Origin of the sequence: Pseudomonas sp. MS15a(2019), from assembly GCF_013277805.1 — a bacterium.
In the GTDB taxonomy this organism is placed as follows: domain Bacteria; phylum Pseudomonadota; class Gammaproteobacteria; order Pseudomonadales; family Pseudomonadaceae; genus Chryseomonas; species Chryseomonas benzopyrenica.
The window spans coordinates 20,447-34,614 of record NZ_VBTN01000003.1 but is presented as its reverse complement, the minus strand read 5'-3'; the positions used below and the strand labels follow the sequence as shown (position 1 = coordinate 34,614).

Here is a 14,168-nt window from a genome sequence, read left to right as displayed (position 1 = left end):
AACAGGGCGTCTGAATCAGATACGTGCGCCGGTCGTCCATGCCGCCCGGCGATGGAGATGGATCGGACCAGGCACGCTGGGATATCTCCCGCTGCCTGGTCGACCCGTCTGAGAGGTCGCTAGTGGCCCGCCTGGATGCGCCAGATGCCGAAGGGCATCGACGGCTCCAGCCGTGTCCATTGGGTCTTGCCGTGCCAGGCCCAGCGGTGCCCGGTCATCAGGTCTTCGCCATAGGTAGTGGCGTGATCATCGAGGCCCAGCTCCCACAATGGCAGTTCGAAATGGCCTTCCTGGGCGTTGAAGGGATCCAGGTTGATCGCCACTAGGATGAAGTTGCCCAGGTCGTCGGTGCGTTTGCCGAAATAGAGGATCTGGTCGTTCCAGCAGGTGTAGACCTTGAGCCCCAGATGGGTTTGCAAGGCGGGGTTCTGCCGGCGGATACGGTTGAGCTGGGCGATCTCGCCCATGATGTTGCCCGGCGCATAGAAGTCGCGCGGGCGCAGCTCGTACTTCTCCGAATCCAGGTATTCCTCCTTGCCGGCCGTGAGGGGCGCGCCCTCGCAGAGCTCGAAGCCGGCGTACATGCCCCACAGACCGGAACCCATGGTGGCCAGGGCCGCGCGGATCAGGAAGCCGGGACGGCCACTGGTCTGCAGGAAGCCCGGGTTGATGTCCGGCGTGTTGACGAAGAAATTCGGCCGGTAGCAATCGCGCAGCGGCGCTTCGTTGAGCTGGGTGAAATACTCGGTCAGCTCAGCCTTGGTGTTGCGCCAGGTGAAATAGGTATAGCTCTGGCTGTAACCGACCTTGCCCAGGCGCGCCATCATCGCTGGCTTGGTGAAGGCTTCGGCGAGGAACATGACATCGGCGTCGCGCCCACGGATGTCGGCGATCAGCCATTCCCAGAACGGCAGCGGCTTGGTGTGGGGGTTGTCGACACGGAAGATCTTCACGCCCTGCTCCACCCAGTACCAGACCACGTCACGCAACGCCAGCCACAGATCCGGCACGGCATCCTTGGCATAGAAGTCGACGTTGACGATGTCCTGGTACTTCTTCGGCGGGTTCTCTGCATAACGCATGGACCCATCCGGCCGCCAGGAGAACCAGCCCGGATGTTCCTTGAGCCATGGATGGTCGGGCGAACACTGGATGGCGAAGTCCAGAGCGATCTCCAGGCCGTGGTCGGCGGCCGCGGCCACCAGGGCGCGGAAGTCCTCCAGGGTACCCAGCTCGGGATGCACGGCATCGTGGCCGCCGTCGGGGCTGCCGATGGCATAGGGACTGCCCGGCTGATCCGCGCCCGCCCCCAGGGTATTGTTCTTGCCCTTACGGTGGGCCAGGCCGATCGGGTGGATCGGCGGGAAGTACAGGACATCGAAACCCATGTCGCGAACACGCGGCAATTCGCCGATCACGTTACGGAAAGTGCCGTGGCGCTGGGGGTCATCGGTGATCGAGCGTGGGAAGAGTTCGTACCAGCTGGCGAATTCGGCGCGCAGGCGCTCGATGTCCAGCGGGTATTCGATGCTGTGGGTCAGATGCACATAGGCATCCACAGGTGCCATGGCCTGGCTGGCCTCACCTGCCAGCAGCACGGCGACCTTGTCACCCTCACTGCCCGCCTGATCGAGGCGCTGCAGTAGCGCCTCTAGCGGACCGCGCTGCTCGCCTTCAGCGCGAGACAGCGCCTGTTCCACATGGATGCGGCCTTCCTGCAATTCCAGGTTCAGGCCGACACCCGCGGCGTACTTCTTCTCGATCTCGTAGCGATAGGTGCCCCAGACGTCCCACCAGGCCTGGACCACGAATTCGTAACGACCCACGGCCGGCGGTGTGAAGCGACCGCGCCAGAGATCGTTGGTTTCCAGGGTCAGCGGAGCCTGTTGCCAGTTCTCCTCGCCCTCCTGACGCCAGAGCACGCTGGCAGCCAGCTTGTCGTGGCCATCGGCGAAGATCTTGGCGGTCACCTCGACGACCCGACCGGCGATACCTTTGGCGGCAAACTGGCCATTGTCCACGGCCGGAGTGACCGATTCGATGGCGATGCGCGGGGTCTGGGCAGCCGTGGCGGGATCGAGGGAAAGCGTGGAAAAAGAACCGGGGAGATCGGTGTTCGACATCGAGCCTGACTCCATCTAGAGACGCGTGAAAGGTCGCAGCGCTCAAGCGCTGCGACCTAGGTCATAAACCCACTACTGCTTGGCTTGCCGCCAAAGAGGCCTGGCTGGCCAACCCCTCGCAGAGGGATCGGTAACCCGTAGCGATGCCCAGAAGGACACCACTCCAGACAGCCGCGGCTCTACTGCAACCGGAAGCACTCACGCGGGTGTGTCTGAAAGAGTCTGAGCACCGAGGGCGCGCAAAAGTTCAGCCAAACGGCAATGACCGATAGCTTCTGAAAAATGGATAAAATCCATAAATATCATCTGCTTATGACAGGAATATAAAGCTATTTATAAATAAAGAAGCCTGTGTCCCGGTATTCGCTGGGATATACCGGGACGCAGGCTGAAAGGCGGGCAATATTCAGGAACGGACGTCAGAAAAAACCTTTATAAAACGTCCTAACCCTTTGAATCAATTAGAAAGGGGTATAGGGAAGATCACGCTTATGGGCACTGCGCCGGTAAGTGTTGAGGATTATCTCCAGGGTTGCCGGGCTCACCGGTTTGCCTTCGAGGAAGTCGTCGATTTCGGCGTAGGTGATGCCGAAGGCATCTTCGTCGGCCTTGCCCGGTGAGAGGGATTCCAGATCAGCGGTGGGCACCTTGTGTACCAGATCGTCCGGCGCCCCCAGCCATTCGGCCACGGCCCGGACCCGCCGTTTGTTGAGGCCGTGCAAGGGCGTGAGATCGCAGGCGCCATCGCCGAATTTGGTATAGAAGCCCATCAGAGCCTCCGCCGCATGGTCGGTGCCTATCACCAGCCCTCGACGGGCGCCGGCCACGGCGTATTGGGCGATCATGCGCTGACGCGCCTTGATGTTGCCCAGCGTGAAGTCTTCATGGAGCTCGTCATCGAAGGCCACCTGCGCCTCGCGCACCGAGGCGAGCATGGCGTCGCTGGCCGGCTTGATGTTGACGGTATGGGTCTCGTCCGGCTGGATGAATTTGAGCGCGCGCTGGGCATCTTCCTCATCACGCTGGACACCATAGGGCAGGCGCATGGCGATGAATCTCAGACGTGCGTTGCCGCTCTCCTCGCGCGCGCGCTCCACGGCCAGCTGCGCCAGGCGGCCGGCGGTGGAGGAATCCACGCCGCCACTGATGCCCAGCACATAGCTCTCCTGGCGGCTGTTGAGCAGATAATCCTTGAGAAACTGGATGCGCCGCTCGGCCTCCTGGGCTGGATCGAATTGCTCGGGTACCTGCAGGGCCTGGATGATGTCGCGCTGAAGGGCTTCGGTCATCGGGCATTCTCCTCTGATTCGCGTTCGAGACGTTGATGATAGGGCACTACGGCGTTCAAGCTGTGCCGGGCCGCGGCCAGCTGCACGGCCTCGCGGTCACCGTCGAAATGCTGGGTTTCGGAATAGAGCACGATGTCGTCACCGACCCGATAGCCCCAGGCGAAGCAGACGGTTCCCTGGGGAATGCCATCCGCCCCGCCCGGCCCGGCCAGCCCGGTATTGGCGATGGCCACCTGGGCCGGACTGTCGCGCAGGGCGCCCGCGGCCATCTCTCGTGCCACAGCTTCACTGGTGAGGTTGTAGCGTTCGATGGTCTCGGGCTTGACGCCCAGCAGACGTTGCTTGGCTTCGGGCGAATAGACGACGTAACCGGACTCGATACAACTGCCGCTGCCGGGTATTTCCGACAGCAACCCTACTACTTTGCCCGCGGTGCAGGATTCCGCCGTGGTGAGCTGCAGCTCGTGATCCTTTAGATAGTCCAGCATAGACTCGATGGTGTTCATGATCGTCTTGCCCCAAATAGCGTTCTCCTGCGTTGGAAGAACAGCGAAATGAGGAAGTTCGAGAGCCATCGAGGGTGTTTTTTCAAGGTCAGCGGGGGTATCGATGTCAAGGTGGATACCGGCGTCCGTCACCTTCCGCTCTAGCACCGATGCCTGGCGCAAGAGCCGTTTCGCTCCTTCGTCGCCCTGGAGGTCACCCAGCGCAGCGGCAAAATTCCGACCAAAGAGCACGGGGTGACCGCGCTTCTCCTGAAAAACGGGTACGACGACGCGCGCGGGGTCATGCAGCGCCAGCAGCTGTCGCGCCGTGGCGGGCTGCACGAAGGGCATGTCGCCCAGGGCGACCAGCCAACCGGATGCGTCCGGCGTCGCTCGCACCGCGGCGGCCAGGCTGTCGCCCATGCCGGTGGTGGGCAGAGTCAGCACTTCCAGGCCTTCCTCTCGGGCCAGCTCGGCGCGCCAGGGGGCTCCGCTCGCGACCACTACCAGGCAGGGCAGATCCAGGCTCTTCCAGAGGCGAAAGGTGGCTTGCAATACTGTCGATTCGGGGTGACCGGGCAATGGTGCCTGCAGCTTGTCGTCACCGCCCGCTGCGCGGAAACGGCTACCGGCTCCGGCTGCCAGGACGAGCACCTGTACCCCTGTCATCCCTAGGCGACCTGTTCCACCGCCACCAGGGCCCGCTTCTTCTGGGTCAGGGCGATGCCGTTCTTGACCGCTACCACCTCCGCCAGCAGCGACAGCGCGATCTCCGGCGGCGTATGGCTGCCGATATGCAGGCCGATGGGGCCATGCAGGCGGTTGATGGCCGCCACTGGCACCTCCAGCTGCAGCAGCCGCTCACGACGGCGGTCATTGTTGCGCAATGAACCCAGGGCGCCGACATAGAAGGCATCGGACTGCAGCGCCGTCAGCAACGCCAGGTCATCCAGGCGCGGATCGTGGGTCAGGGCCACCACCGCGGTGCGTTCGTCCGGGCGGATCGACAACACCGCATCGTCCGGCATGCCGGAAATAAAACGCGCCTGACGTGTCTCCCACCCCTGGCGGAACTCCTCACGGGGATCGCAGACCAGCACCTCGAAATCGAGCATGGCGGCCATGTCGGCGACATAGAGCGAAAGCTGACCGGCACCGATCAGCAGCAGGCGCCAGCGTGGTCCATGCACCAGGCGCAGGCGTCGTTCGTCCAGGGTGACCGGCTCGTCGCGCGTGGTGCTGGAGATCCGCACCTCGCCGGTGGCCAGGTCCAGCTCGCGCAAGGCCAGTTCATGACCGTCGCAGCGTTGCAGCAACTGCTCCACCCAGCACCAGTCCCCGACCTGTTCCTGAACCAGACGCAGGGTGCCGCCACAGGGCAGCCCGAAACGCGCCGCTTCATCGCCGGAGACACCGTAGGTGATGATCTCCGGGCGTTCCCCAGCGAACTGGCCGGCATGCAGTCGGGCGATCAGATCGTCCTCGATGCAGCCACCGGACACGGAGCCACAGACCTGGCCATCTTCGCGCAAGGCCAGCATGGCGCCCGGCGGCCGCGGCGAGCTGCCCCAGGTCTGGACCACGGTGAACAGGCTGACGCCATGGCCCTCCCGTCGCCAGGCCAGGGTCTTGCGCAAAACTTCCTGATCGACACTGTCCACGCCCTGCTCCTCTCTACCCTGCACCTGCAACGGCAAAATCGTCGTTCGGGGGTAGAACCCAACAACGAAGCGGGGTTCCCCGGGGGCGGAACCGGGTGGATCGCCGGCCTATCCATAGAGGGACACCCCTCAAGGAGAACGTCCATGCCCCGCTCGATCTGGAAAGGCGCCGTCAGTTTCGGCCTGGTGCACATCCCCGTCTCGGTGGTCTCGGCGACCCGGCAGTCGGGCATCGACTTCGATTGGCTGGACGAACGCAGCCTCGACCCGGTGGGCTACAAGCGCATCAACAAGACCACCGGCAAGGAGGTGCCCAGCGAACACATCGTCAAGGGCATCGAACATGGTAAGGGCAAGTACGTGGTGCTCAGCGAGGACGAGATCCACAACGCCCTGCCCGAGGCCACCCGCACCATCGACATCCTGACCTTCGTCGAGGCGCGCGAGATCTCCATCCTGCACTTCGAGAAGCCCTATTACCTGGCGCCGGACAAGAATGGCGAAAAGGTCTATGCCCTGCTCCGTGACACCCTGAGCGCCGCCGGCAAGGTCGGGGTGGCCAACCTGGTGATGCACTCCAAGCAGCACCTGGCGGTGATCATGCCGCTGGGCGATACGCTGGTACTCAATACCCTGCGCTGGGCCGACGAGGTGCGGTCCGCGGAAGACGTCGGACTCGAAGGGTTGGACGCCAAGGTGAGCAAGAAGGAAGTGGACATGGCCCAGCGCCTGGTGGACGACATGACCGAGCAATGGGATCCGGACCAGTACCACGACACCTTCAAGGACAACGTCATGGCCTTGGTCGAGCGCAAGCTCAAGGATGGCAAGCTCGAAGCCGTCGCCGAGGAGCCCGAAACCGAAGACAGTGGCGCCGACGTCATCGACCTCACCGAATTGCTGCGCCGCAGCCTGGGTGGCAAGCAGGACAAGGCCAAGGATTCACCCAAGCCCAAGAGTTCTGGCCGCTCGACCAGTCGGCGTAGCCCTGCCGCCCGTCGCAAGGCCAAGTGAGGATCGCTGCCATGGCTCCTTTGACCAGCGAATACAACCGCAAGCGCAACTTCGACATCACCGCCGAGCCGCGTGACGAGGACAGCCCACGTCGACGCAAGGCCAAGGGCGCTCTGAGCTTCGTCATCCAGAAGCACGACGCGCGCCGGTTGCACTATGACTTCCGCCTGGAACTGGACGGCACCCTCAAGAGCTGGGCGGTGCCCAAGGGGCCCAGCCTGGACCCGGGTGAAAAGCGCCTGGCGGTGCAGGTCGAGGATCATCCCCTCGCCTATGGCAGTTTCGAGGGCAGCATTCCCGAAGGCCAGTACGGCGCGGGCGACGTCATCGTCTGGGATCGCGGCGAGTGGCAGGCCGATGGCGATGCGGCCGAGGGCTATGCCGCCGGCAAGCTCAAGTTCGAACTCAGGGGCGAAAAGCTGCGCGGCCACTGGACCCTGGTGCGCACCCGGTTGCAGGGTCATAGCGACAAACCTCAGTGGTTGCTGATCAAGGAACGCGACGACCAGGCCCGTGACATCGCCGACTACGACGTGACCGCCGCCGAGCCCGACAGCGTGCTGAGCGACAAGACCCTGCCGCGCCTGGGTCAGGGCAAGCAGACCAAGGCCAGCACCCGCTCGACCAGTCCCAAGCCGCCGGCACGCAGGGCCAAGGCGCGTAAGGCCGAATTACCGGAGACCCTGGAGGCGCAACTGGCCACCCTGGTCGACAGTCCACCCGCCGGCGACTGGCTGTACGAGGTGAAATACGACGGCTACCGCCTGCTCGCCCACATCGAAGGCGGCGAGGTGCGCCTCTTCACCCGTAGCGGCAACGACTGGACCGAGCGCCTGCCGGAACAGGCCCGGGCGCTGGCCGCGCTGGGCCTCGACAACGCCTGGCTGGACGGCGAGATCGTGGTCAACGACGGCCAGGGCGTCTCCAGCTTCCAGGCGCTGCAGAATGCCTTCGAGACCGGCAAGGCCACCCGCATCGCCTATTACCTGTTCGATATGCCCTATCTGAACGGTGCGGACCTGCGCGAGGTCCCGGTCGAGCAGCGCCGCGAGCTGCTGGGCAAGCTGCTGGAGGACAGCAACGGCAGCGACCTGCTGCGCTTTTCCGCCGCCTTCGAGGTGCCCGCCGATCGCATCCTGGCGAGTGCCTGCGAACTCGGTCTCGAGGGGGTTATCGGCAAGCGCCTGGGCAGCCCCTATCGCTCTCGGCGCAACAAGGACTGGATCAAGCTCAAGTGTGCCCACCGCCAGGAATTCATCATCGTCGGCTACACCCCGCCCAAGGGCGGGCGGCAGCACCTGGGCGCGCTCCTGGTGGCGCTGCATGATGAGCAAGGGGAGTTGCACTATGCCGGCAAGGTCGGCACCGGTTTCACCGCAGCGATGCTCAAACAACTGCATGGCAGATTCCAGCCGCTGATCGTAGAGCGGCCACCCGTGGTGGATCCGCCCAAGGGCGCCGCCTACCGCGAGGTGACCTGGCTGAAGCCCGAACAGCTGTGCGAAATCGCCTACGCCGAGATGACCCAGGATCGCATCGTCCGCCAGGGCGTCTTCCATGGCCTGCGCGACGACAAGCCAGCCCGGGAGATCGGGCTGGAGGAGGCGACTCCGGCCCGGGAGGCCGAGGCGGCGCCCCCCTCTGCCTCACGCCGCCCGTCCGCAGGCAAGGAGAGGGATGCCACCGTGGCCGGGGTACGCATCAGCCATCCGGAGCGGGTCATCGACGACGCCAGCGGCGCCCGCAAGCTCGACGTGGCCGGCTACTACGCCGCCGTCGCCGACTGGATCCTGCCGCACCTGGCCGACCGGCCCGTCGCCCTGGTCCGCACGCCCGAGGGCATCGCTGGCGAGCAAATCTTCCAGAAGCACAAGCAGACCCTGGCGATCCCCCACATCCGCGAACTGGATCCGGTACTGGATCCCGGCCACGCTCCCCTGATGGTCATCGACAGCCGCGAGGCGCTCATCGGTGCGGCCCAGATGGGTACGGTGGAACTCCATACCTGGAATGCCACCGCTGACCGTATCGAGCGCCCCGACCGCTTCATCCTCGATCTCGACCCTGATCCCGCCCTGCCCTGGTCGCGCATGGTGGAGGCGACGGAGCTGGTACTGACCCTGCTCGACGAGCTGGAGCTGCAGGCCTTCGTCAAGACCAGCGGCGGTCGCGGCCTGCACCTGGTGGTGCCCCTGGATCGGCGCCAGGACTGGGAGATCGTCAAGGCCTTCGCTCAGGCGGCAGCGCAGCACCTGGCCAATACCCTGCCCAAGCTCTTCGCCGCCAAGATGGGCGCGCAGAATCGCCAGGGGCGGATCTTCGTCGACTATCTGCGCAATCGCCATGGCGCCACCACGGTCAGCGCCTTTTCCCTGCGCGCCCGTCCGCACCTTGGCGTTTCGGTGCCCATCGCTCGCGAGGAGCTGTCGTCCCTGGAGGCGAGCGATCAATGGCGCTTCGACTCCCTGCTGCCACGCCTCGAAGCGCTCAAGGACGATCCCTGGGCCGGGTATGCCAAGGTGCGCCAGGGCCTCACGGCGGCACGGCGCAAACGGCTGGGCGTCGAGTAGCGACGCGCCTGCCGTCGGCCAACGTACCGCCTAAGCGAAACCCCTCCGCGTTGCCCGTGGTCTGCACTAACGAGCGTTGTCGTGGACAGCGCCGTCGCCAGCCACGGGATGGAGCCGATGTCGATCGATCTGGATAACCTTCAGGACACCCTGGACGAGTGGGCCTATGACGAGGTCACTCCTGCACTGCTGCAACACCGACTCCAGATTCTCAACCAGCGCGGCCTCGATCGCCTGCCGCTGCCAGGCCAGGGGCAGACCCTGGAGCGCTGGCGCGCCCTGGCCAAGGTAGCCAATCACGACCTGGGCCTGGTCAAGCTGTACGAAGGCCACACCGACGCCCTCGCCATCCTCAGCGAACTGGATGGCTTCGTGCCGCCGCCCGCCAGCCTCTGGGGTGTCTGGGCAGCCGAGCCGCCGGATGCCCGGCTGCTGGTGCGCTATGGCGCCGACAGCATGGTCACCCTGCACGGCCGCAAGTCCTGGTGCTCCGGTGCCGCTCTGGTCAGTCACGCCCTGGTCACCGCTTGGATGGACGACCATCCGATGCTGGTGGCGGTGGAAATGAATCAACCCGGCGTCGAGGTCACTCAGGACGGCTGGCGGGCGATCGGCATGCAGCATACGGGCAGCGTCGACGTGCTGTTCGATGGTGCAGCCGGCGTACTGGTCGGTGCCCCTGGCCGTTATCTGCATCGCCCTGGCTTCTGGCACGGCGGCGGGGGAATCGCCGCCTGCTGGTATGGCTCGGCCACCGCCCTGGCCGACACCCTGCGCGCCTACTGCAAACGCCATCGCGAGCCCCATGCCCTGGCCCATCTGGGCCACGTGGATGCCGCGTTGCTCGGCGCCGCGACCGCGCTGCGTCAGGCGGCCCACTGGATAGATCAGGAGCCTGTAGCGGACGCCCGCTATCCCATCTGCCAGCTACGGGCCCTGGTCGAACAGTGCGCCGAAATCGTCGTCCGCCATACCGGCCGGGCCTTTGGCGCCGCGCCGCTATGCCGCGACGCCTACTGCGCCCGCCATATGGCGGACCTGCCGGTCTACCTGCGCCAGAGTCATGCCGAGCGTGATCTGGCGGTACTGGGTGACCTCAATCTGCTGGAGGGTGCCCCTTGGCAACTGTAGGCGATCGTCAGATTCAAGGAGCCGGCACCACGCCCGAGGCCTGGCTACAGTGGTCCGGCTTTGGCGAGATGCCGGCCATCGAGGCGTCGCAACTGGTCCCGCCCGGACATCGCGCGGTGGTCGTCGCGCCGCATCCGGACGACGAGATCCTAGGCTGCGGCGGCCTGCTCTGCCAGCTGGGTGAACTGGGTCGCCGCCTGGCGCTGGTAGCGGTCACCGATGGCGACGGCAGCCACCCGCGATCCACCCTCTGGCCCACCACCCGACTGCGCAATACCCGTCCGCTGGAGACCCGCGAAGCCCTGCGCCGCCTGCGCCTGGAGCGCGCCACCGTGACGCGCCTGGCGATTCCGGATGGCCAGGTGAGCGAGCAGGAAGCCGTGCTGCAACAGCGGCTGCTGGAGTTCATCACGCCCGAGGACGTGGTCTTCGCCACCTGGCGGCTGGATGGCCATCCCGATCACGAAGCCACCGGCCGCGCTGCGGTGGAAGCCTGCCGGCTGCGTGGCGCTCGCTGCATCGAAGTACCGGTCTGGACCTGGCACTGGGCCGCTCCGGGTGACCCACGGGTGCCCTGGGAAAGAGCGCGCCGCCTGGATCTGGAAGAAGACGTTTTGGCGCTGAAGAAGCGTGCGGTGAATGCCTTCGGCAGTCAGTTGACCGAGGATGCCAGCACGGGACAGGGGCCGATCCTGCCGCCTGCGGTGGTCGCCCGTCTCACCCGTGCCTGGGAGGTCTATCTGACGTGACCGTCTCCATGAGCTATTTCGACTCCCTGTACGCCAGCAGTGAAGACCCCTGGGACTATCGCCATCGCTGGTACGAGGCGCGCAAGCGGGACCTGACCCTGGCCATGCTGCCCCACCGCCGCTACACCCAGGGCTACGAGCCGGGCTGTTCCACTGGTGAGCTGTCCAGGCGGCTGGCCGAGCGTTGCGAACGCCTGCTGGTCAGCGACGGCAACGCCTCCGCGGTCGCCACGGCCCGTGAGCGCCTGGCCGATCAGGCCCATGTCGAGGTACGCCACCTGCTGTTGCCGGACGCCTGGCCGGCAGGCGCCTTCGATCTCATCGTCATCAGCGAGATCGGCTACTACCTCGGCGAGAACGGCCTGGCGGCCTTGCTGGATCGCGCTCACAGCGCCCTGCTACCCGGCGGCGTCCTGCTCGGTTGCCACTGGCGCCACCCCATCGAAGGCTGCGCCCTGACCGGCGACCAGGTCCACGAACGCATGGCCGCCCTGCCCGGCCTGCATCGCCTGAGCCACCTCGAAGAATCCGATTTTCTCCTCACCCTCTGGTCCTCCGACCCCACCTCCGTCGCCCGCCGGGAGCAGCTTCTATGATAGGTGCCGTGATACCCGCTCATAACGAAGAGCAACACGTCGAACGCTGCCTGCAATCGGTGCTGCGCGCCGCGCGACATCCGGCGCTGCTGGGTGAAGCCGTCGAGATCGTCATCGTGCTGGACAGCTGCACCGACGGCACCGCCGACATCGTTCACCGCTTGCCGGTGACCGCCCTGGAGGTCTGGGCCTGCAACGTCGGCCTGACCCGGGCGACCGGTGCGGCGCACCTGATCCAGCGTGGCGCTCGCTGGCTGGCCTGCACCGATGCGGACTCCGAGGTGGCGCCGGACTGGTTCGCCGCCCAGCTCGCCTATGGCGCCGATGCCGTCTGTGGCGTAGTGGAGGTGGATGACTGGACGCCACATTCGCCTGGTCTGAGAGCCCGCTACGAGGCGGCCTATCACGACCGCGAAGGCCATCAGCACATCCATGGCGCCAACTTCGGCATTTCTACCGCAGCCTATCTGCAAGCCGGCGGCTTTCCGTCCATGACCGTGGACGAAGACGTCAGCCTGGTCACCGCGCTCAAGACCCAGGGCGCACGCATCGCCTGGAGCAACAGCGTACGCGTCCGTACCAGCTCACGGCTGGATTGCCGCGCGCGCGGCGGCTTCGGCGACTACCTGAATCTGCTTGGCGCTACCGCCTGACCCTTAGGCCCCCAGGGCGAAGGCCCCGGGTGTGGCGCCGAACTGCCGGCGAAAGGCGGCGATAAAGGCCGACGGCGAGTTGTAGCCGCAATCCAGCGCCACCTCGGTCACCGCGGCGCCCTGCTCCAGGCGCTCCAGGGCACTGATCAGCCGCAACCGCTGCCGCCAGGTTCTGAAGGTCAGCTCGGTATCCCGCAGAAAGGCCCGACTCAGGGTCTTTTCCGAGGCGCCCAGCACCCCGGACCACTGCGCCAGGGTACGATCGTCCGACGGATTGGCCGCCAGGGCCTCGCACAGCAGGCGCAGCCGGCCATCCTGGGGCGCCGGCAGCGATAGCCCCACCTCGGGCGCCGCCTGCAACTGATCCAGCATCACCGACACCAGCCTGCCCTCGGTACCGTCCTCGTCATACTCCCGGGCGAAGCCACTGAAGGTCTTGATCAGCTCACGGATCAACGGACTCACCGCCACCACCCGACAGCGCTCACCGACATAGGGCGCCGCCTCGGCACTGACATAGAGACTGCGCATCTCCGCCTTGGGCGAGGAACGCACCTGATGCTCGACATCGGCGGCGATCCACACCGCCCGCTGCGGTGGCGCCACATAACTGCCCTCGGCGGTGGTCACCGTGAGCACGCCCTTGATGGCATAGGACAGCTGCCCCCAGGGATGTCGGTGCCAGGGTGTCCAGGCCGGTTGCGCCAGGGATTCGACCCGGGCATAGAGGCGCCGTGGCAGGTTGGCGAGTTCGGGAACGGGACGTTCGACCGCAGAATGTCCGTTTGACGACATCATTGGGGCTTTTCGCGTTAGTCGGCTAGGTCAGGAGACGATAGCCTTGGGGCTATTCGCAGACAACCCGAGAGAGACCATGGCTCGTCCCCGCCTGATGCCCGATAACTTCACCCTAATGCTGGTCGCCACGGTGATTCTCGCCAGCGTGCTGCCCTGCCGGGGCCTCGCCGCCCAGATCGCCAACGTGGTGACCAACATCGCCATCGGCCTGCTGTTCTTCCTGCATGGCGCCAAGCTGTCGCGCCAGGCACTGGTGGCCGGCATCACCCATTGGCGGCTGCACCTGCTGGTGTTCGCCTTCACCTTCATCAGCTTTCCGCTGCTGGGCTGGGCGCTGCAGCCGCTGCTGGCGCCGCTGGTGACGCCCGAGCTCTATCTGGGCGTGCTGTTCATGTGCGCCCTGCCCGCCACGGTGCAGTCCTCCATCGCCTTCGTTTCCATGGCCCGCGGCAATGTCTCGGCGGCGGTCTGCAGCGCGTCGTTGTCCAGCCTGCTCGGTATCTTCCTCACGCCGCTGCTGGTCCGGCTGCTGCTTGACGCCCATGGCGGCTCGGATGGCCAGAGCACCCTGGATGCCATCGTCAAGATCTGCGTCCAGCTGCTGCTGCCCTTCGTCGCCGGCCAGCTGCTGCGCCCGGTGATCGGCCACTGGGTGGACCGCCACAAGGGCAAGCTCAAGTTCGTCGACCAGGGCTCCATCCTGCTGGTGGTCTATACCGCCTTCAGCGCGGCCGTAATCGAAGGCCTGTGGCGGGAGACCCCGATCCTGTCGCTGGTAGGCCTGGTGTTCATCTGCGCCACCCTGCTGACCCTGGTGCTGCTCGCCACCCGCTACAGCGCGCGGCTGCTGGGCATGAGCAAGGAAGACGAAATCACCGTGGTCTTCTGCGGTTCCAAGAAGAGCCTGGCCACGGGGGTGCCCATGGCCAAGGTGCTGTTCGCCGGCAGCACCATGGGGCCGGTGCTGCTGCCGATCATGCTGTTCCACCAGATCCAGCTGATGGTCTGCGCGGTGCTGGCCCAGCGCTACGCCAAGCGTGAGGCGGTAGCGCCTGTCACGCCCGTGGTAGCGCCGCTACCCAAGTGATGCGCGCGGTGG

At 65.6% G+C, this 14,168-nt stretch carries 12 protein-coding genes and 1 pseudogene; 7 read left to right on the top strand and 6 right to left on the bottom strand.

Annotated features, from left to right (window positions below):
• Positions 1–119 precede the first annotated feature (119 nt).
• The 5 genes and pseudogenes from FEZ61_RS03890 to FEZ61_RS03870 all read right to left on the bottom strand — a co-directional run bounded on the left by FEZ61_RS03890 (position 120) and on the right by FEZ61_RS03870 (position 5,558).
• A complete protein-coding gene (locus FEZ61_RS03890) occupies positions 120–2,123 on the bottom strand; it encodes an alpha-1,4-glucan--maltose-1-phosphate maltosyltransferase (protein ID WP_173147324.1) in 2,004 nt (667 codons plus the stop codon).
• A gap of 461 nt (positions 2,124–2,584) precedes the next feature.
• Positions 2,585–3,412: an ammonia-dependent NAD(+) synthetase gene (gene nadE / locus FEZ61_RS03885; RefSeq protein ID WP_064308797.1), complete on the bottom strand. Its 828-nt coding sequence runs from the start codon at positions 3,410–3,412 to the stop codon at positions 2,585–2,587.
• Positions 3,409–3,918, bottom strand: a complete 510-nt coding sequence (locus FEZ61_RS24350) for a CinA family protein (RefSeq protein WP_173148073.1) — start codon at positions 3,916–3,918, stop codon at positions 3,409–3,411. The genes nadE and FEZ61_RS24350 overlap by 4 nt, the downstream gene beginning before the upstream one ends.
• A gap of 162 nt (positions 3,919–4,080) precedes the next feature.
• Positions 4,081–4,566, bottom strand: a pseudogene (locus tag FEZ61_RS24345) (nucleotidyltransferase family protein); the annotation flags it as partial.
• Positions 4,567–4,568: 2 nt separating this feature from the next.
• On the bottom strand, positions 4,569–5,558 hold the full coding sequence (locus FEZ61_RS03870) for an XdhC family protein (RefSeq protein ID WP_173147322.1): 990 nt from the start codon (positions 5,556–5,558) through the stop codon (positions 4,569–4,571).
• 144 nt (positions 5,559–5,702) lie between these two features.
• Between FEZ61_RS03870 and FEZ61_RS03865 the strand changes: the two genes are divergently transcribed.
• The 6 genes from FEZ61_RS03865 to FEZ61_RS03840 all read left to right on the top strand — a co-directional run bounded on the left by FEZ61_RS03865 (position 5,703) and on the right by FEZ61_RS03840 (position 12,271).
• Entirely contained in the window at positions 5,703–6,572 is an 870-nt protein-coding gene (locus FEZ61_RS03865; protein ID WP_173147320.1) for a Ku protein, read from the top strand.
• 11 nt (positions 6,573–6,583) lie between these two features.
• On the top strand, positions 6,584–9,142 hold the full coding sequence (ligD, locus tag FEZ61_RS03860; RefSeq protein ID WP_173147318.1) for a DNA ligase D: 2,559 nt from the start codon (positions 6,584–6,586) through the stop codon (positions 9,140–9,142).
• Between the two features lie 81 nt (positions 9,143–9,223).
• Positions 9,224–10,273, top strand: a complete 1,050-nt coding sequence (locus FEZ61_RS03855; protein ID WP_093255873.1) for an acyl-CoA dehydrogenase family protein — start codon at positions 9,224–9,226, stop codon at positions 10,271–10,273.
• Positions 10,261–11,022, top strand: a complete 762-nt coding sequence (locus FEZ61_RS03850) for a PIG-L family deacetylase (protein ID WP_236712145.1) — start codon at positions 10,261–10,263, stop codon at positions 11,020–11,022. The genes FEZ61_RS03855 and FEZ61_RS03850 overlap by 13 nt, the downstream gene beginning before the upstream one ends.
• A gap of 8 nt (positions 11,023–11,030) precedes the next feature.
• On the top strand, positions 11,031–11,618 hold the full coding sequence (locus FEZ61_RS03845) for a class I SAM-dependent methyltransferase (RefSeq protein ID WP_068384038.1): 588 nt from the start codon (positions 11,031–11,033) through the stop codon (positions 11,616–11,618).
• The gene (locus FEZ61_RS03840) at positions 11,615–12,271 is read left to right on the top strand and encodes a glycosyltransferase (protein ID WP_017639962.1); all 657 of its coding nucleotides are present in this window, start codon (positions 11,615–11,617) and stop codon (positions 12,269–12,271) included. The genes FEZ61_RS03845 and FEZ61_RS03840 overlap by 4 nt, the downstream gene beginning before the upstream one ends.
• A gap of 3 nt (positions 12,272–12,274) precedes the next feature.
• On the opposite strand, the gene FEZ61_RS03835 is transcribed toward FEZ61_RS03840, so the two are convergent.
• Positions 12,275–13,066 carry a helix-turn-helix transcriptional regulator gene (locus FEZ61_RS03835; RefSeq protein ID WP_068384204.1) on the bottom strand — a complete coding sequence of 264 codons (792 nt, stop codon included), beginning with the start codon at positions 13,064–13,066 and terminating at the stop codon, positions 12,275–12,277.
• A 79-nt stretch (positions 13,067–13,145) separates the two neighbouring features.
• On the opposite strand from FEZ61_RS03835, the gene FEZ61_RS03830 reads away from it, so the two are divergent.
• Positions 13,146–14,156 (top strand): bile acid:sodium symporter family protein, encoded by a 1,011-nt coding sequence (locus FEZ61_RS03830; protein WP_068384035.1) that lies wholly within the window; start codon positions 13,146–13,148, stop codon positions 14,154–14,156.
• The last annotated feature ends 12 nt before the right edge of the window (positions 14,157–14,168 follow it).

Excerpts from the sequence above, each read along its gene's own strand:
- FEZ61_RS03835 (WP_068384204.1), bottom strand. The coding sequence starts at position 13,066 with ATGTCGTCAAACGGACATTCTGCGGTCGAACGTCCCGTTCCCGAACTC.
- nadE (WP_064308797.1), bottom strand. The coding sequence starts at position 3,412 with ATGACCGAAGCCCTTCAGCGCGACATCATCCAGGCCCTGCAGGTACCC.
- FEZ61_RS03830 (WP_068384035.1), top strand. The coding sequence starts at position 13,146 with ATGGCTCGTCCCCGCCTGATGCCCGATAACTTCACCCTAATGCTGGTC.
- FEZ61_RS03845 (WP_068384038.1), top strand. The coding sequence starts at position 11,031 with ATGAGCTATTTCGACTCCCTGTACGCCAGCAGTGAAGACCCCTGGGAC.
- ligD (WP_173147318.1), top strand. The coding sequence starts at position 6,584 with ATGGCTCCTTTGACCAGCGAATACAACCGCAAGCGCAACTTCGACATC.
- FEZ61_RS24350 (WP_173148073.1), bottom strand. The coding sequence starts at position 3,918 with ATGAACACCATCGAGTCTATGCTGGACTATCTAAAGGATCACGAGCTG.
- FEZ61_RS03865 (WP_173147320.1), top strand. The coding sequence starts at position 5,703 with ATGCCCCGCTCGATCTGGAAAGGCGCCGTCAGTTTCGGCCTGGTGCAC.
- FEZ61_RS03840 (WP_017639962.1), top strand. The coding sequence starts at position 11,615 with ATGATAGGTGCCGTGATACCCGCTCATAACGAAGAGCAACACGTCGAA.
- FEZ61_RS03890 (WP_173147324.1), bottom strand. The coding sequence starts at position 2,123 with ATGTCGAACACCGATCTCCCCGGTTCTTTTTCCACGCTTTCCCTCGAT.